This window comes from Nonomuraea sp. NPDC001684 (assembly GCF_053596515.1).
Window position 1 is genome coordinate 25,649 of the sequence record NZ_JBSFGJ010000012.1, and the last position, 16,433, is coordinate 42,081.

Sequence of the window (16,433 nt, forward strand, 5' to 3'; positions counted from 1 at the left end):
CGTGACGACGACGATGTCGACACACCAACGGGCAGTAGAGCAGATCCGGCAGTCCTACGCCGAGATCCCCGGCGACGCCGCTCCCCGGTTGGCCAAGTCCACGTCCAACCTGTTCAGGTTCCGTGACGGAGGCAGGACGGCCAAGCTGTCGGCCAGAGACCTCGACGAGGTCATCAGCGTGGATCCGGCGACGATGACGGCCGAGGTCCAGGGCATGACCACCTACGAGCACCTCGTCGAGGCCACGTTGCCGCACGGGCTCATGCCGTACGTGGTGCCGCAGCTCAAGACGATCACGCTCGGCGGCGCCGTCACCGGCCTCGGCATCGAGTCGACCAGCTTCCGGGACGGCCTGCCGCACGAGTCGGTGGAGGAACTGGAGATCCTCACCGGCGACGGCCGCATCGTCGTGGCCCGTGACGACAACGAGCACCAGGATCTGTTCCGCGCCTTCCCCAACTCCTACGGGACGCTCGGCTACGCCCTGCGCATCCGGATCAAGCTCCGCAAGGTCCAGCCGTACGTGCACCTGACGCACATCAGGTTCACCGACGCGGCCAAGTGCATGCTGGCCATGCAGGAGATCTGCGACAGCATGGTGCACGACGGCGAGCAGGTCGACTTCGTGGACGGCGTCTTCTTCGACCCGGAGGAGATGTACATCACGCTGGGCCGCTTCGCCGACCGCGCGCCCTACGTCTCCGACTACACCGGCATGCGCATCTACTACCAGTCGATCAGGCAGCGCAGCCGCGACTGGCTGAGCATCCACGACTACCTGTGGCGCTGGGACACCGACTGGTTCTGGTGCTCGCGGGCGTTCGGCGTGCAGCAGCCGGTGGTCCGCTCGCTGATGCCGCGCCGCTGGATGCGCTCCGACGTCTACCGCAGGCTCGTCGCCCTCGACCGGCGGACCGGCCTGACCGCCCGCATCGACCGCTGGCGCGACCAGCCCGTCCAGGAGTCGGTCATCCAGGACGTCGAGGTGCCGGTCGAGCGCGGCGCGCAGTTCCTGGAGTTCTTCCACGACAAGGTGGGCATGACCCCCGTCTGGATGTGCCCGCTGCGGTCGAGCTCCCAGTGGCCGCTGTACCCGCTGGAGCCCGGGAAGCTCTACGTCAACTTCGGCTTCTGGGGCATGGTCCCGCTGCCCCGCGGCCAGTTCGACGGCTACTACAACAGGCTCATCGAGGACTCGGTACACGAGCTGGACGGCCACAAGTCGCTCTACTCGACCTCCTTCTACGCCCGTGAGCAGTTCTGGGAGCTGTACAACGGTGATGCTTATTGGCCGGTCAAGCGGGAATACGACCCGAACGGTCGCCTGCTGGACCTGTACGAAAAGTGTGTACGGGGAAGGTGAGCATGGCTCTCGCAAGCATCTTTGAGAAGATCGTCGGCTCTGACGCGAACATCTCGTTCATGGCCTATGACGGCAGCAAGGCCGGTCCCGACGGCGCCGACCTCGGTCTTGAGGTCAAGTCGCCCATCGCGGTGGCCTACCTGGCACAGGCCCCCGGGGAACTGGGTCTGGCCAGGGCGTACATCTCGGGGCACATCGACGTGCACGGCGATCTGTACACCCTGCTCGACCGCATGTGGAACATCACCACCAACGACCTGACCGCGGGCGAGAAGCTGGCCGCCGTACGGTCGCTGGGCGTCAAGCCGTTGCTGATGCGGGTGCCGCCGCCTCCGCAGGAGGTGCGTCAGAGCGCCCTGGCCCGGCTCGGCTCGCGGCACGCCAAGCAGCGTGACGCCGAGGCGATCCACCACCATTACGACGTGTCCAACCGGTTCTACCGGTGGGTGCTGGGGCCGTCCATGGCCTACACGTGCGCGACCTACCCCGAGGAGGGCGCGACGCTGGAGGAGGCCCAGTACACGAAGTTCGACCTGGTGGCCAGGAAGCTCGACCTCAAGCCGGGCATGCGCCTGCTCGACGTCGGCTGCGGCTGGGGCGGCATGGTCATCCACGCCGCCAAGCACTACGGCGTCAAGGCGCTGGGCGTGACGCTGAGCCGCCAGCAGGCCGAGTGGGCCCAGAAGGCGATCGCCGACGAGGGCCTCCAGGACCTCGCCGAGGTGCGCTTCATGGACTACCGGGACGTGCGGGAGACCGGCTTCGACGCGGTCAGCTCCATCGGCCTGACCGAGCACATCGGCAAGGACAACGTCCCGTCGTACTTCGAGTTCCTCTACGGCAAGCTCAAGCCCGGCGGCCGGCTGCTCAACCACTGCATCACCCGTCCGACGGGCAAGGAGAAGACGTTCAACAAGGGCGGCTTCATCAACCGCTACGTCTTCCCCGACGGCGAGCTGGAGTCGGTGGGCTGGCTGATCAGGCAGATGGAGGACATCGGCTTCGAGATCCGCCACGAGGAGAACCTGCGCGAGCACTACGCCAAGACCCTGCGCCACTGGTGCGACAACCTCGACGCCAACTGGGACGAGGCCGTCCAGGAGGTCGGGATGGGCACGGCCAGGGTGTGGGCGCTGTACATGGCGGGCTGCATCGTGGGCTTCGAGCGCAACAAGGTCCAGCTGCACCAGGTGCTGGGCGTCAAGCTCGACGACGACGGCCGGTCCGGCGTGCAGCTGCGCCCGGCGGTCAACTGGCCGTGACGGGCGGGAGAGGGCCCGTCGCCCTCTCCCCACGGCTCACCCCACCCCAAGGCGCTGTCCGAGCGGCCGGCCCCCTGGGGGTGTCCGGGGTCAGAGGTGGCCCACGGCGGTGACGGGTGCGCGGGTGCGCGGGCACGACCAGGTCGCGACGCCGTCCACCACCGTCGCGGCCAGCGGGTGGGTGCCGGGATGCTCGGGGCACTCCGGCCACACCGCGGGCAGCCCCTGACCCCACAGCGCCTCGACCGCCCACTCCTGCACCTGGTCGGCGAGGTCGGCCACCTGCTCGGCCGGGCCGCCGGCGACGCCGAGGCGCAGGCCCACGCCGCTGCCGTCGGGCGCGAACAGCATGAGTACCCGCTCACCGCCCCAGAGCGGCGTCTCCTCCCGCAGGTCCGGACGCACCCCGCAGGTGGCGCGCAGGTCGCGGAGCACGGGCAGCAGCGCGTCGGGGATCGGCTCGTCCACACCCCGGATCCTAGACGTCCCCCGGCCGGGTCCCTGAACGGCGCTTGGCATCGCCCGGCGTAGCGTGGTCTCACGGTCGGAAGGAGGGGCGGACGGTGACGGCTGGGAACAAGGTTCGGGTGCGCCGGGTCTACGAGGAGCCCGCGCCGGACGACGGCGCCCGGGTGCTGGTCGACCGGCTGTGGCCGCGCGGGCTGGCCAAGGCCGACGCCCACCTCGACGAATGGTGCAAACAGGTCGCTCCCTCCACCGAGCTGCGCACCTGGTACCGGCACGACCCCGACCGGTTCGCGGAGTTCGGCGACCGCTACCGGGACGAGCTGGCCGAGCCTGAGCGGGCCGAGGCGGTCACCCACCTGCGCGAGCTCGCCGGGAAGGGCCCGCTGACCCTGCTCACCGCCACCAAGCAGCCCGAGATCAGCGAGGCCGCGGTGCTCGCCGAACTGCTCGGCGCCTGACCGCCGGGAACGCTCAGCGGGCGGAGGGCCCGCCGGCGGCCAGGCCGTCGAGCGTGCGGGTGAGGAAGTGCCAGCTCAGCTCGGCGTCGCGGGTGTGGCCGTGCGGGGCGCGGAACAGGGCGACGTACTGGGCCACGTCGTCGAGGCTCCAGCGCAGCCGGTAGAGGGCCAGGGCGGCGGGGTCGGGCGTACGGCCGGTGGCGGCCGCGTACCTGGCCAGGTCGCCGGGGGTCCTGGCGACCAGCCACAGGTCCCGTTCCGGCACGGCCAGGCCGACGGTGTCCCAGTCGATCAGCAGGCAGCGGCCCTCGTGCCGGAGCACGTTGCCGGGGTGGGGTTCGCCGTGGGTGACGACGGGTGGGCCGAGGTCGCGGCAGCCGCGGTCGAAGTCGCGCAGCCGGGCGTGCAGGGTCGCGGCGTGCCGGTCGAGCAGGGCTCGGGCCCGCTCGGCGTACGGGCCGCCGGTCCACGGGCCGCCAGTCTCGGCGAGGGCCCGCTCCAGCGCCGCCCGTCCGGCCGGCTGCAGGGGGCGGGACGGGGTGGACGGGGGCGGGGACGTGCCGTGCAGCTCGGCCAGCAGGTCGATGACCTGGGCGCGGTCGCGCTCGGCCGGCTCGTCGTCGAAGCCGCCGGTGACGCCGTCGACGTACGGGAAGACGCTCAGCGCGTACCGGGCGGCGAGCGGGCGGAGCAGCGCGCCGCCGTCCAGGTCCGGCACGGGCGCGACCACGAACTTCAGGGTCGCAGACAGCGCCGCCGCCGTCTCCAGCGCCCGCCCCAGCTCCCCGAACGCCACCCGCGCCCCTTCGCCCAGGCCACCGGCCGCCCGTGGCTCGCGGGGGAGGGGGGCATTCGGTGCGGAGGGCAGGGTGGCGGCGGTGAGGAACCAGCGTCGTCCGTCGGCGCCGGTCGCGATCCAGTGGTGGTCGCCGAAGCCCACCGGCGCGTGCGCCAGCCCGACGGCCTTGATCCCCCACGCCTCCAGGGCGGGCGCCAGCAGCGATTCGTCCAGATCCGCGGGCTTGTCACGCATCCGGCCACATTAGCGACCGCCCGCGCCGCCGGGCATCCCGATCAACAGTTCCATGGCCGCCAGCACGTCGTCCACCGTGAGGTCCGCCGGGGGAGCCGCCGCGCCCGTCCCGCGGTCGATCCAGATCGTCCGCAGTCCGGCCGCGCGTCCGCCCGCGACGTCCTTCTCCGGGTCGTCGCCCACCATCCATCCGCCCGCCGGCACGGCTCCGCACCGGTCGGCGGCGATCCGGAACAGCCGCGCGCCGGGTTTGCGCACGCCCTCCGCGCCGGAGATCGCCCACCCGTCCACCCGCTCGGCCAGCCCGGTGCGCCGGATCTTGCCCGTCTGGTTGTCGGCCATGCCGTTCGTCACGATCCCGACCGCCCATCCCGCCGCCCGCAGCCGGAACGCCGCCAGCCGGTCGATCAGCGTGTTGTCCATGTCGAACAGCACGAGCGGGCGGGCCTCGGTGATCGGCTCGGTGATCGGCGCACTGGCCGTCCTGGTGATCGGCGCAGGGGGCGGCGCGGCCGGAAGGCGCGGGCCGGGGCCCGCGCCGCGGCCGGTCAGCGGAGCTCGCGCTTGAGGATCTTGCCCGTGGCCGTCATCGGCAGGGCGTCGCGGAACTCGACGATCCTCGGGTACTTGTAGGCCGCCATGTTCTCCTTGGCCCAGGCGATCAGCTCGTCCTCGGTGACCGACGAGCCGGGCGTGCGGATGACGTACGCCTTGACCTCCTCGCCGTGCGACTCGTGCGGGACGCCCACGACCGCCGCCAGCGACACCGCCTCGTGGGTCATGAGCACCTCCTCCAGCTCGCGCGGGTAGACGTTGAAGCCGCCCCGGATGATCATGTCCTTGGCCCTGTCGATGATGGCGTAGTAGCCGTCGGCGTCGCGGGTGGCGATGTCGCCGGTGCGGAACCAGCCGTCCTTGAGCACCTCGGCCGTCGCCTCCGGGCGGCCGTAGTAGCCCTTCATGACGTTGTGGCCGCGGATGGCGATCTCGCCGGGGCCCTCGCCCTCGACCGTCTTCCAGTCGCCGTCGATCAGCTTCATCTCCACGCCCCAGATGGGCGTGCCGATCGTGCCGGGCTTGGTGGGCCGTCCGAGCTGGTTGAAGCTGGCCACGGGGGAGGTCTCCGACAGGCCGTACCCCTCCAGGATGCCGATGCCGAAGGTCTGCTCGAAGTCCTTCAGCACCTCCACCGGCGAGGACGCGCCGCCGGCCACGGCCACCTTCAGACTGCGCGGCACCTCGGCGCCCTCGGCGTGGATCTTCGTGAGCATGCCCCAGTACATCGTCGGGACGCCGGCGAAGGTCGTCACGCTCTCCTTGCGCATGAGCTCCAGGGCCTCGCCCGGCTCGAAGCGCGGCATCAGCACGACCGTCGCGCCGCGCATGAAGGCGGTGTTCATGACGGTCGTCTGGCCGAAGGAGTGGAACAGCGGCAGCACCGCGAGGTAGGTGTCGCCGCCCTCGCTGCGCGGGAACATCCGGTCGCTGATCAGGGCGTTCATCAGCATGTTCTGGTGGCTGAGCTCGGCGCCCTTGGGCTGGCCCGTGGTGCCCGAGGTGTAGAGGATCACGGCCGTGTCCTCGGGGTCGGTCTGCACCGTCTCGAAGTCGGCCGGCACGCCGTTGAGCGCCGCCCACACCGTCTCGCCGTACGGGGACTCGGTGGCCAGCGGGGTGGCGGGCAGCACGAAGAAGTGCTCGCAGCCGTCCGCGGCCTCGAAGCCCGCCTTGCCGCGCTCGCCCAGCGGCAGCTCCGGCGAGCCCTCGAAGCAGAACAGCGCCTTGGCGTCGCTGTCGTCGAGGTGGTAGGCGATCTCCCGGCCCTGCAGCAGCACGTTCAGCGGCACCACGGTGGCGCCGGCCTTGAGGATGCCGAAGTAGACGAACGGGAAGTACGGCAGGTTGGGACAGGCCAGCGCCACCTTGTCGCCCTTGCCGATGCCCCGCGACACCAGCAGGTTCGCCACCTGGCGGGCGACAGTGTCGATCATGCCGTACGGCAGGCGCATGTCGCCGAAGACGATCGCCGTGCCGTCGGGGTTGTTTCTGGCGCTGTCCTCCAGGACGACCGACAAGTTGAGCATGAACGCCTTCCTCCTCTGTACGCGCTTGCCCGCCATCTTGGCATCACCCCATACCGACCGGTAGGTAACCAAGGTTACAGATGCATATGGACGCGAAAGCTCACCTGGAGTAAGCAAGTGGCAGGTTACTTAGCCCCCTGGAGTGCTCATGCAGTACGACTACGTGATCGTCGGAGCGGGGTCCGCCGGGTGCGTGCTGGCCAACCGGCTGTCGGCGGACCCGTCGGTGTCGGTGGCGCTGGTCGAGGCGGGCGGGCATGACGACAGGCTGGAGATCCGCATGCCCGCCGGCTTCGCCAAGCTGTTCAAGACCGACTACGACTGGAACTTCACGACGGCCAAGCAGGGCGAGATGTCCGGCCGCGAGCTCTACTGGCCGCGCGGCCGGGTGATCGGCGGCTCGTCCTCGCTCAACGCGCAGATGTGGGTGCGCGGCTGCCAGGAGGACTACGACCAGTGGGGGGTGCCCGGCTGGACGTACGAGGAGGTCCTGCCCTACTTCACCAGGGCCGAGCAGCGCGTCGGCAGCAACCACGGCGGCGTCTACGGCACCTCCGGCCCGCTCTACGTCTCCGAGCTGCGCAGCCCCAACGTCACCACGGCGGCCTTCCTGCGGGCCTGCGAGGAGCTGGGCCTGACCCGGCTGGCGGAGCTGAACGGCCGCTCCAACGAGGGCTACTGCCCCACCCCCGTCACCCAGAACCGCGGCCGCAGGTGGAGCGCCGCGGACGCCTACCTGCGCCCGGCCGCCGCCAGACCGAACCTCACCGTGCTCACCGGCGCGACCGTGGACCGCGTGGTGTTCGAGGGCTCCCGCGCCGTCGGCATCGAGCACAGCGGCGGCACTCTGATCAGGGCGGCCAGGGAGGTCGTCCTGTCGGCGGGGGCGATCGGCTCGCCGTACCTGCTGATGCGCTCCGGGGTGGGCGCGGCCGATGAGCTGCGCGACGCGGGGGTGCCGGTCGTGCGCGAGCTGCCCGAGGTCGGCAAGAACCTCCAGGACCACCTCGCCTCCGGCGTGTACGTCGAGTGCAAGGAGCCGGTGACGCTGACCAAGGCCGAGTCCCTGGTGAACCTGCTGCGCTACATCGTGCTGCGTTCGGGCATGCTGACCACGAACGTCGGCGAGGCGGTCGCCTTCGTCCGGACCTCGGCCGAGGAGCCCGCCCCCGACATCGAGCTCGTCTTCGCCCCCGGCCCGTTCGTCGACCACGGGCTCACCCCGCCGACCGGCCACGGCCTGACCGTCGGCGTCGTGCTGCTGCAGCCGCAGAGCCGCGGCAGGGTCGGGCTGAGCGGCCGCGACGTGCTGATCGACCCCGGCTACCTGAGCGCGGAGGCCGACGTCAAGCGCCTGGTCGCCGGGCTGAAGACGGCCAAGCAGGTGTTCGCGACGAGCGCGATGAAGCGGTACGCGGGCGGCCCGATGGCGCCGTACTGGGGGCCGGAGAGCGACGAGGAGCTGGCCCGGTGGGTGCGCGAACGCGGCGAGACCCTCTATCACCCCGTCGGCACCTGCCGGATGGGCACCGACGAGGGGTCGGTCGTGGACCCGTCGCTCCGGGTGCGCGGTCTCGAAGGGCTCAGGGTGGTGGACGTCTCCGTCATGCCGACGCTCAACCGGGGCCACACGCACGCCCCGGCGATCATGATCGGCGAGAAGGGCTCCGAGTTGATCCTGGGAAACCGGTAGCCGCGATGCGGCGGACCTTGACGTAAGTGAGCACTTGCCCAAGGCTTGTACGGTATGACGCTCTCCGCGGATCTGGACATCTCGCAGATACCGTTCTGGGGACTGCCGCAGGCGGACCGCTTGGAGACCTTCCGCCGCCTGCGCCGGCTCGAACGGCCCCTCTTCGTGCCGGAGCAGACCGTGCCGTTCATCGGCGGCGGGCCCGGCTACCACGCCCTCGTGCGCCACGCCGACGTCACCGAGGCCAGCAGGAACGCGGCCGTCTTCAGCAGCGAGCCGTGCTCCAACAGCATCCCGGACATGCCGCGCTGGCTCAGCGTCTACTTCGGCTCGATGATCAACATGGACGACCCGCGCCACGCCCGCCTGCGCAGGATCGTCTCCAGGGCCTTCACCCCGCGCATCCTGGCCAAGATGGAGGAGGACCTGGCCAGGGCCGCCGCCGAGATCGTGGACGAGGCGATCGAGCAGGGGCCGGGCGACTTCGTGGCGCAGGTCGCCGCCCGGCTCCCCGTACGGGTCATCTGCGACATGATGGGGATTCCGCCGAAATTTCATGACCTGGTGTTGCGGCGGACCAACGTCATCCTCGGCAACGCCGACCCCGAGTACACCGGCATCGACCCCAACTTCAGCCGCGTCAACGTCGCCCGCGGCCTGGCCAAGCTGCTGCGCGCCGGCTACTCGCTGAACCGGATGGCCGCCCGCCTCGGCGACGAGCGCCGCAGACGCCCGACCGGCGACCTGGTCAGCCTGCTCGTGGGCGGCGAGGAGCGGCTCAGCCCGCAGGAGCTGGGGTCGTTCTTCATCCTGCTGGTGGTGGCCGGCAGCGAGACCACCCGCAACGCCATCGCCTACGGGCTGAAGCTGTTCACCGACCATCCCGGCCAGCGGGAGCTGCTGCTGGCCGACTTCGACGCGCGCGTCGGCCGGGCGTGCGACGAGATCGTGCGCTACGCGACCCCGGTGATCCAGTTCCGCCGCACGCTGACCCGGGACCACGAGATGAACGGCGTGCCGTACAAGAAGGGCGACAAGGTGCTGCTCTTCTACAACTCGGCCAACCGCGACGAGTCCGTCTTCACCGACCCGGACGTCTTCGACATCACCCGCGACCCCAACCCGCACGTCGGCTTCGGCGGCCCGGGGCCGCACTACTGCCTGGGCGCCCACCTGGCGCGCAGGGAGATGAGCGTGATGTTCCGCGAGCTGTTCACCCGCCTGCCCGGCATCAGGACGGCCGGCGAGCCCGACTTCCTGCTGTCGAACTTCATCAACGGCATCAAGCACCTGCCGTACACGTTCTGACCGCCTCGGCCAGGCCGTCGTCCGCGCCGCGCCAGGCCACGAACCCGTCCGGCCGCACCAGCACGGTCCCGTACGGCCAGCCCTCGACCACGTGCACCGGGATGCCCGGGTCGGGCACCGGCGCGCCGGTGAACACGCTGAAATCGGGCCCGACCAGGTCGAGGCTGGACCGTTCGCCGATCCACACGTGCGGCAGCCGCGAGCCGGGCGAGCCGTCGAGGCAGAGCGTCACGTCCTCGGTGGAGGGCAGGCCCTCGACCGCCGAGGCGCCGCCGTAACGGTAACCGACGTGCACGATCGGGGCGTTCACCGCGCCCGCCGCCGCCCTGAGCCGGGCGGCCTCGGGGCCGGAGCCGAAGTGCATCCGCAGGTCCCGCATTCGCAGCCGCGACTGCTCCAGCGCCAGCAGCGCGACCGGCCGCCGCTCGTCGTGGTAGGTGTCCAGCAGCGCGGGCGCCGACCGGCCGGTCAGCACGCGGGCCAGCTTCCAGGCCAGGTTGTGGGCGTCGGCGACCCCCGTGTTCAGCCCGAACGCGCCCGTCGGCGGCACGGCGTGCGCCGCGTCGCCGGCCAGGAAGACCCGCCCCTCGCGGAACCGGTCGGCGACCTGGCCGCGGGCCCGCCAGCCCAGCACGCTGACGATCTCGACCTTCAGCCCGGGGTCGCCGATCGCGGTCCTGAGCAGGTCGGGGCTGGGTTCCTGGGCGGTGTGGAAGACCCATTCGGTCTCGCCGTCGATCGCCATGAGCATGCCGGGCGCGTCGGGAGTGGTGAGCTCGGCGAGCGCGAAGCCGTACCCGTCGGTCAGGTGGCTCAGGTCGGCGTGGAACATGACGTTGTGCAGCTCGGGGCCGAGCGCGCCGGGGCCGGTCACGCCGATGCCGAGCGCCGCCCGCACCCCGCTGCGCACGCCGTCCGCGGCGATCACGTAGCGGGTGCGCAGGGTGCGGGTCCCGTCCGGGCCGGACACGACCGCCGTCACGCCGTCGGCGTCCTGCTCCAGGGAGAGCAGTTCGGTGTCGTACGCGACGTGCGCGCCGCGCTCGCGGGCGGCGTCGAGCAGCACCCGGTCCAGCCGGTTCTGCGGGCATATGCCGCGCAGCCGGGCCGGGCTGTAGGCCGCCGTGTCGAACATCCGCGTCCGGGCGGGCAGGCCGGCCGCTATCGCGGCGAGGTCTGCGCCGGCCAGCGTGTCCACGGTGATCTTGCCGAGGGTCGCGTTCGTCATGTCGATGGCCACCTCGTCCACCGCCCGTTCAAGGCCGGCCTCGCGGAGCAGCTCGACCGTCCGGGGGCCGATGCCGGTGGCGCGGGGGTGCGCCCGCGGGCCGGGCTCGCGCTCGACGACCAGGGCGGGCACGCCGTGGCGGGCGAGGAACACGGCCGCGCTCAGCCCGACGCTGCCGCCGCCGACGATCAGGACGTCGGCGTTTCGTGGGAACACTGTTTCCGTCATGGGAACACTGTAACCACAGGCGTACGATGAAGGCCAGAGGGGGGAGCCGGATGTCACTGGTGTGGAGTCGCGAGCCGTACGCGCCGAAGCGTCAGGCCCTGAGCGTCGAGGCGATCGTGCGGGCCGCGATCGCGGTGGCCGACGCCGAGGGCCTCGACGCGGTGTCCATGCGCCGGGTGGCGAGCGAGGTCAAGTCGGGCACCACCTCGCTCTACCGCTACCTGGAGAACCGCGACGAGCTGCTCGACCTCATGGTCGACGCGGTGTGGGGCGAGGGCGAACCCGGTCCGCTGACCGGAGACTGGCGGGCCGACCTGGCCGGGGTGGCCCGCGACCAGCGCGCGGGCGTGCTGCGCCATCCGTGGCTGGCCGCGCTGATGACGAGCAGGCCGGCGCTCGGGCCCAACTCGCTGCGGCGGGTGGAGCACGCGCTGTCCGCGGCCCGGCCGCTGACCTCCGACATCACCCGGGCCGCCGCCGTGATCGGGGTGATCGGCGACTACGTGCTCGGCGCGGTGGCCAAGGAGCTGGCCGAGCAGGAGGCGCTGCGCCGCACGGGGCTGTCGGAGGAGGAGTGGCGGGCGACGATCGGCCCCTATGTCCGCGAGGTGATGGCCACCGGCGCCTACCCGGAGTTCAACCGGCGGGTGGCCGAGGCCGACGACCTCAGCTTCGCCGACCAGTTCGAGTTCGGGCTGGAGTGCCTCCTTCAGGGGTTCGCGGCGCGAATCCGCTGAGCAGGGCCGCCACGGCCAGCTCGAAGCGCTCCTGATGGTCCTCGGGCGTGCCGAGGCCGTCGGCGACCGCCCGCGCCAGCACCGGATAGTCCGCCAGGTCCAGGTCGGGCTGCCGCGGGCTGTCCGGCCCCGCCTCGGCCAGCGTGTGCCCGATCACGAACGTCGACACCGCGTTGATGACGTGCAGCGCCTCCTTGGCCGTGAAGCCCGCCCGGGTCAGCGCGGCGGCGGCGCCTTCGGCCATGCCCAGGGCCCCCGGCGTGGCCACCGGCCGGATCGCGACGACCGGCATGAGCGCGGGATGCCGCAGCAGCTCGGCCCTGATCGACTCGGCGAACGCCCGCATCCACACCCGCCAGTCGCCGGAGGGCTCGATCGTGACGCGCGAGAGCACCAGCTCGACCAGCCCGTCGAGGACCGCGTCCTTGTTCGGCACGTAGTAGTAGAGCGTCATCGCCTCCACGCCCAGCTCCTTGCCCAGCTTGCGCATGGACAGCCCGGCCGCGCCCTCGCGGTCGAGGAGTTCGAGGGCCGCCTCCAGTACCCGCTCCCTTGACATCCGCTCTCTCATACACCGTAAGATACTGCCGTCTTACACCGTAAGAGAGAGGGGCGACCGTGATCACCGACTTCTTCGCCGCCGTCAACGAACGCCGCCTCGACGACCTGGGCGACTATCTGACCCCCGACGTCGTCGACCACAACAAGATCATCTTTGGCGAGCCGGACGAGCCCGGCGCCGCCTTCGAGGGCATCCGGATGCAGCTCGACGCGTTCGACCCGTTCCACATCGAGGTCGAGGAGGTCGTCGCCGAGGGGGACAGACTGGTCGCCCGGCTCCGCATGACCGGCACGCACTCCGGCACCCACCCGCGCATGCCCACGCCCACCGGGCGCAGTTTCGACGTCGAGGCGATCTTCCTGGTCACCCTGCGCGAGGGGCGGATCAGCGAGATCCGCGCGGTCAGCGACCGGCTGGGCCTGTTCCTCCAGCTGGGCTGGGACTGGCCGGCGACCGACTGACCCGGCCGCCCGCCAGGGCCAGTGGCAGCAGCGCGCCCGCCAGCGCCAGCCCGGCCGCCACCAGCAACATCGTGGACACCCCCGACCGGTACGGCGCCGCCAGCACCGCCACGCCCACCGCCGTGCCGACCTGCTTGAGCGTGTTCACCGTCCCGGTGGCCATGCCCACCTGATCCATCGGCGCGGTCAGGCCGACCTGGTTGGCCACCACGTTGCCCGCGCCGAGCCCCAGGCCGCCGAGGAACAGCCCGGCCATGATCGGCGTCCACCGGTCGGCCGCCGGGATCGCCATCACCAGCAGCGCCACGGTGATCAGCGCCGGGCCGACGGCGATCAGCACGCCCATGGGCCAGCGGTGCAGTACCTGGCCGACCGCGATCGGGCCGATGACCGCAGCCACGCTGAAGGCCAGGAAACGCACCCCGGCCTCGATCGGGCTCGCCTCCAGGGGGCCCTGCACGTACAGGGTGAGGTACGTGAACCCGCCCAGCAGCGCGGCCAGCATGAGCAGCGTCGTGGCCGAGCCGACCGCGAACACCCGGTTCCGGAACAGCCCGAAGTCGATCATCGGGGTCGCGGTCCGCCGCTCGGCGAAGACGAACGCCGCCAGCAGCGCGAGCCCGGCCACCAGCAGCAGCGGCACGTCGTGGATGAGCGCCGGGATGACGGCGAACAGCGCCGCGGCGATCAGCACGACGCCCAGGGGGTCCAGGTGGCCCCGGCCGCGCGACTCCGGCACCCGCTGCCGCAGCGCCACCACCACGAACACGCCGATCGGCAGGTTGATCAGGAAGATGGCCCGCCAGCCGAACGTCGCCGTCAGCACGCCGCCCACCACCGGGCCCAGCGTCATCGCCAGGCCGGAGACGGCGCTGAAGATGCCGAGCGCCCGGCCCCGGGCCGGGCCCTCCGGGTAGACCGAGGCGATCAGCGGGGTCGTGGTGCCGTACAGCGCGGACGCGCCCAGGCCCTGGACGCCCCGGGCCACGTCCAGCAGGGCAGCCGTGGGGGCCAGCGCGCAGGCCAGCGAGGCCACCGTGAAGACCGTCACGCCCACGGCCAGCATCCGGCGGCGGCCGTACCTGTCGGCCAGCACCCCGGCGGGCAGCAGGACGGCGGCCAGCGTCAGCGCGTACGCGTCCACCACCCACTGCACCTCGGGCAGGCTCGCCCCCAGGGCAGCGCGGATGTCGGGCAGCGCGATGGTCACGGCGGTCAGGTCCACCACCACGAGCACGATGGTCAGTGAGGCGAGAGCGAGAACCCATCCGCGTCGCATGCCTGCTCCTCACGATGAAAGGCCCCTTGTGCAGTGGTACTCCCGGAAGGAGGCGAATGCTAGGTTTCGCAGTCATGGAGATCAGGACGATCCACGCCAACGGTGTGGAGTTCGCGTATCTGACCGTGGGGGAGGGGCCGCTGGCGTTGTGCCTGCACGGGTTCCCCGACACCGCGCACACCTGGCGGCACCTGATGCCCGAGCTGGCCGGACGCGGCTACCGCGCCGTCGCGCCGTTCAGCCGCGGCTACGCGCCCACCGAGATCCCGGCCGACGGCGCGTACGAGGAGGCGGCCCTGGTCGCCGACGTGCGCGCGTTGCACGAGGAGCTCGGCGGCGATGAGAACGCGGTGATCGTCGGGCACGACTGGGGGGCCTTCCCCGCCTACGCCCTGGCCGGGCGTTTCCGCCGGGCGGTCGCGCTCGCGGTGCCGCCGCCGGGCGCGCAGCTTCCCGGGCTGCTGGCGTACGAGCAGCTCAAGCGGTCGTTCTACATCTTCCTGTTCCAGACCGTGCTGGCCGAGCCGGCCGCCGCAGACCCGGCCTTCCTCGACCGGCTCTGGCGGGACTGGTCGCCCGGCCACGACCCGGCCGAGGACCTGGCGTTCGTCCGGCGCAGCCTGGGCGAGCCCGCCAACATGGCGGCGGCCATCGGGTACTACCGCGCCGCGCTCGGCACCACGCCCCCCTCGGGCCGCTACCCGGACGTCGACCCCGCCACCGCGGGCCCGGTCCTGTACCTGCACGGCGAGCGCGACGGGTGCATGGGCGTGGAGATGGCCAAGGACGCGGCCGGCAGCCTGCCGCCGGGGTCGCGGGTCGAGCTGGTGGCGGACGCGGGCCACTTCCTGCACCTGGAACGGCCCGCGGAGGTCAACCGCCTCATCCTCGACTGGCTCGGCCCCGCCTCCTGACCGCCGCGATCACCGGGTGGGGACCGGCTCGCCTCCTGACCTCGGCGATCATCGGGTGGCACCTCGGCCGGCGCGGTCCCGCCTGCTGAGTACGGTGATCACCGGGTGGCGTCCTGACAGGCTCACCGGGAGCGCCTGCTCGATCGTGAACCCGCGCGGCGCGCCGCCCGGTGTCCCGTCCGCGCCGGGGTCGTCGTGGAGCAGTGCAACGGCCAGGCCGCCGGGTTCCAGCACCCGCCGCACCTCCCGCCACAACGGGTCCAGGCCGGGCCCGAGCAGGCCGCGCGGCGGCACCTGACGTCCCCAGGGCGGGTTCACCAGCACCCGCCGCACGCTTCCGTCCGCCATGGGGAGCCGCCCGGCGTCGGCGAGCCCCCAGTGGAACGGGCCCGGACCGTCCGGTGGCAGGGCGGCCCGAGCGTTCACGGCGACCGCCGCGACGGCGGCCGGGTCGCGGTCGAACCCGACGAACCCGACACCCCCGGCGAGCCCGGAGAGCCCGGCGGGCCCGGTGTGGGGCGCGCGCGTGAGCGCGTGGGCCTCGATGAGTGTGGTGCCCGCCCCGCAGCAGGGGTCGAGCACGACGCCGCGGAAGCCCTCCGCGCCCAGCCCGGCGAGCTCGGCCATCGCGGCCGCCAGCGGCGGGTGCAGCGTGCCCGGGATCGAGGCCGTCTTGTACGGCCTGCGGTGCAGCGGCCGGTCACCGGCCCGCCGGGCGATGACCGCCTGGTCGCCCTCGATCGTCACCCGCCACGCCGTCGCCCCGGCGGGTGGCCGGCCGCCGTCCCGCCGGGAGTGGTAGCGCAGCCGCCACGACCGGGCCAGCTCGGCCCCGACGGCGTCCTCGATCTCGTGCCTGGTGTAGTTGCGGCGTCCCACGAACGAGGCCGAGACCTCGACGTCGGGGCCGCCGGGCGGGCCGAGGTCGATCCCGCGGGCCGCCCGCGCCAGCCGGGCGAGCGCGGAGCGGCCGTGGCCGACCCCGTCCACCACGGCCGCGGCCAGCAGTACGTCGTCCGCGGTGCGCAATCCCAGGAGCCCGGCGCCGGGCCGGACCTCGAACCACACCTCCCGATGGCGGACGCCGACGACGACCCCGAGACGGGCACGCCGAATCTCCGCCGCGACCAAGGGCTCGGTGCCACGCACCGCCCTGGCCACCGCCAAGGTGAGCAACTGTTCTTCTCCCACGTAGCGACCCGGGACGGCGGCAGGCCGCCCCGCATCACCGGCGGTGGGTCAGCCCACGGCCCGCCGGCGGATCGCTAGCCGAGGAGGAAGAAGAACGTCATGCGCGGCACCCTACAAAAGCCCCGTCCGCACGAGCCACCGGTTTTCCCGGCAGCCACGTACGG

At 72.1% G+C, this 16,433-nt stretch carries 17 protein-coding genes; 9 read left to right on the forward strand and 8 right to left on the reverse strand.

What is annotated here, in order from left to right:
• The first annotated feature begins 13 nt into the window (after positions 1 to 13).
• Positions 14 to 1,363, forward strand: coding sequence for an FAD-binding oxidoreductase (locus ACWCSD_RS04580; RefSeq protein WP_364329616.1), 1,350 nt, complete (start codon positions 14 to 16; stop codon positions 1,361 to 1,363).
• Positions 1,364 to 1,365: 2 nt separating this feature from the next.
• Positions 1,366 to 2,625: a cyclopropane-fatty-acyl-phospholipid synthase family protein gene (locus tag ACWCSD_RS04585; protein WP_352357847.1), complete on the forward strand. Its 1,260-nt coding sequence runs from the start codon at positions 1,366 to 1,368 to the stop codon at positions 2,623 to 2,625.
• A 90-nt stretch (positions 2,626 to 2,715) separates the two neighbouring features.
• Here ACWCSD_RS04585 and ACWCSD_RS04590 read toward each other — a convergent pair whose 3' ends face one another.
• Positions 2,716 to 3,093: a hypothetical protein gene (locus ACWCSD_RS04590; protein ID WP_397163193.1), complete on the reverse strand. Its 378-nt coding sequence runs from the start codon at positions 3,091 to 3,093 to the stop codon at positions 2,716 to 2,718.
• 95 nt (positions 3,094 to 3,188) lie between these two features.
• Between ACWCSD_RS04590 and ACWCSD_RS04595 the strand changes: the two genes are divergently transcribed.
• Positions 3,189 to 3,551, forward strand: coding sequence for a DUF488 domain-containing protein (locus ACWCSD_RS04595; protein ID WP_449913058.1), 363 nt, complete (start codon positions 3,189 to 3,191; stop codon positions 3,549 to 3,551).
• Positions 3,552 to 3,564: 13 nt separating this feature from the next.
• On the opposite strand, the gene ACWCSD_RS04600 is transcribed toward ACWCSD_RS04595, so the two are convergent.
• A complete protein-coding gene (locus ACWCSD_RS04600; RefSeq protein WP_449913060.1) occupies positions 3,565 to 4,584 on the reverse strand; it encodes a phosphotransferase in 1,020 nt (339 codons plus the stop codon).
• 9 nt (positions 4,585 to 4,593) lie between these two features.
• A complete protein-coding gene (locus tag ACWCSD_RS04605) occupies positions 4,594 to 5,007 on the reverse strand; it encodes an HAD family hydrolase (RefSeq protein WP_449913062.1) in 414 nt (137 codons plus the stop codon).
• On the opposite strand from ACWCSD_RS04605, the gene ACWCSD_RS04610 reads away from it, so the two are divergent.
• A complete protein-coding gene (locus ACWCSD_RS04610) occupies positions 5,006 to 5,152 on the forward strand; it encodes a hypothetical protein (RefSeq protein ID WP_449913064.1) in 147 nt (48 codons plus the stop codon). The genes ACWCSD_RS04605 and ACWCSD_RS04610 overlap by 2 nt on opposite strands.
• On the opposite strand, the gene ACWCSD_RS04615 is transcribed toward ACWCSD_RS04610, so the two are convergent.
• Positions 5,133 to 6,668: a long-chain-fatty-acid--CoA ligase gene (locus ACWCSD_RS04615; protein WP_387663520.1), complete on the reverse strand. Its 1,536-nt coding sequence runs from the start codon at positions 6,666 to 6,668 to the stop codon at positions 5,133 to 5,135. The genes ACWCSD_RS04610 and ACWCSD_RS04615 overlap by 20 nt on opposite strands.
• Positions 6,669 to 6,816: 148 nt before the next feature.
• On the opposite strand from ACWCSD_RS04615, the gene ACWCSD_RS04620 reads away from it, so the two are divergent.
• Entirely contained in the window at positions 6,817 to 8,361 is a 1,545-nt protein-coding gene (locus ACWCSD_RS04620) for a GMC family oxidoreductase (RefSeq protein ID WP_449913066.1), read from the forward strand.
• Positions 8,362 to 8,415: 54 nt separating this feature from the next.
• Positions 8,416 to 9,669 (forward strand): cytochrome P450, encoded by a 1,254-nt coding sequence (locus tag ACWCSD_RS04625; RefSeq protein ID WP_449913067.1) that lies wholly within the window; start codon positions 8,416 to 8,418, stop codon positions 9,667 to 9,669.
• On the opposite strand, the gene ACWCSD_RS04630 is transcribed toward ACWCSD_RS04625, so the two are convergent.
• Positions 9,644 to 11,125, reverse strand: a complete 1,482-nt coding sequence (locus tag ACWCSD_RS04630) for an FAD-dependent oxidoreductase (protein WP_449913068.1) — start codon at positions 11,123 to 11,125, stop codon at positions 9,644 to 9,646. The two genes, ACWCSD_RS04625 and ACWCSD_RS04630, sit on opposite strands and share 26 nt — an antisense overlap.
• Positions 11,126 to 11,175: 50 nt before the next feature.
• On the opposite strand from ACWCSD_RS04630, the gene ACWCSD_RS04635 reads away from it, so the two are divergent.
• Positions 11,176 to 11,862, forward strand: coding sequence for a TetR/AcrR family transcriptional regulator C-terminal domain-containing protein (locus ACWCSD_RS04635; protein ID WP_387663528.1), 687 nt, complete (start codon positions 11,176 to 11,178; stop codon positions 11,860 to 11,862).
• Here ACWCSD_RS04635 and ACWCSD_RS04640 read toward each other — a convergent pair.
• A complete protein-coding gene (locus ACWCSD_RS04640; protein ID WP_449913070.1) occupies positions 11,792 to 12,433 on the reverse strand; it encodes a TetR/AcrR family transcriptional regulator C-terminal domain-containing protein in 642 nt (213 codons plus the stop codon). The two genes, ACWCSD_RS04635 and ACWCSD_RS04640, sit on opposite strands and share 71 nt — an antisense overlap.
• A 47-nt stretch (positions 12,434 to 12,480) precedes the next feature.
• Here ACWCSD_RS04640 and ACWCSD_RS04645 point away from each other — a divergent pair, with 47 nt between their 5' ends.
• Positions 12,481 to 12,885 (forward strand): ester cyclase, encoded by a 405-nt coding sequence (locus ACWCSD_RS04645; protein WP_449913072.1) that lies wholly within the window; start codon positions 12,481 to 12,483, stop codon positions 12,883 to 12,885.
• On the opposite strand, the gene ACWCSD_RS04650 is transcribed toward ACWCSD_RS04645, so the two are convergent.
• Positions 12,827 to 14,164 carry an MFS transporter gene (locus tag ACWCSD_RS04650; protein ID WP_449913074.1) on the reverse strand — a complete coding sequence of 446 codons (1,338 nt, stop codon included), beginning with the start codon at positions 14,162 to 14,164 and terminating at the stop codon, positions 12,827 to 12,829. The two genes, ACWCSD_RS04645 and ACWCSD_RS04650, sit on opposite strands and share 59 nt — an antisense overlap.
• Before the next feature lie 56 nt (positions 14,165 to 14,220).
• Here ACWCSD_RS04650 and ACWCSD_RS04655 point away from each other — a divergent pair, with 56 nt between their 5' ends.
• Entirely contained in the window at positions 14,221 to 15,078 is an 858-nt protein-coding gene (locus ACWCSD_RS04655) for an alpha/beta fold hydrolase (protein ID WP_397163205.1), read from the forward strand.
• A gap of 48 nt (positions 15,079 to 15,126) precedes the next feature.
• Here ACWCSD_RS04655 and ACWCSD_RS04660 read toward each other — a convergent pair whose 3' ends face one another.
• Positions 15,127 to 16,254 carry a methyltransferase domain-containing protein gene (locus tag ACWCSD_RS04660; RefSeq protein ID WP_449913075.1) on the reverse strand — a complete coding sequence of 376 codons (1,128 nt, stop codon included), beginning with the start codon at positions 16,252 to 16,254 and terminating at the stop codon, positions 15,127 to 15,129.
• Positions 16,255 to 16,433: the final 179 nt, after the last annotated feature.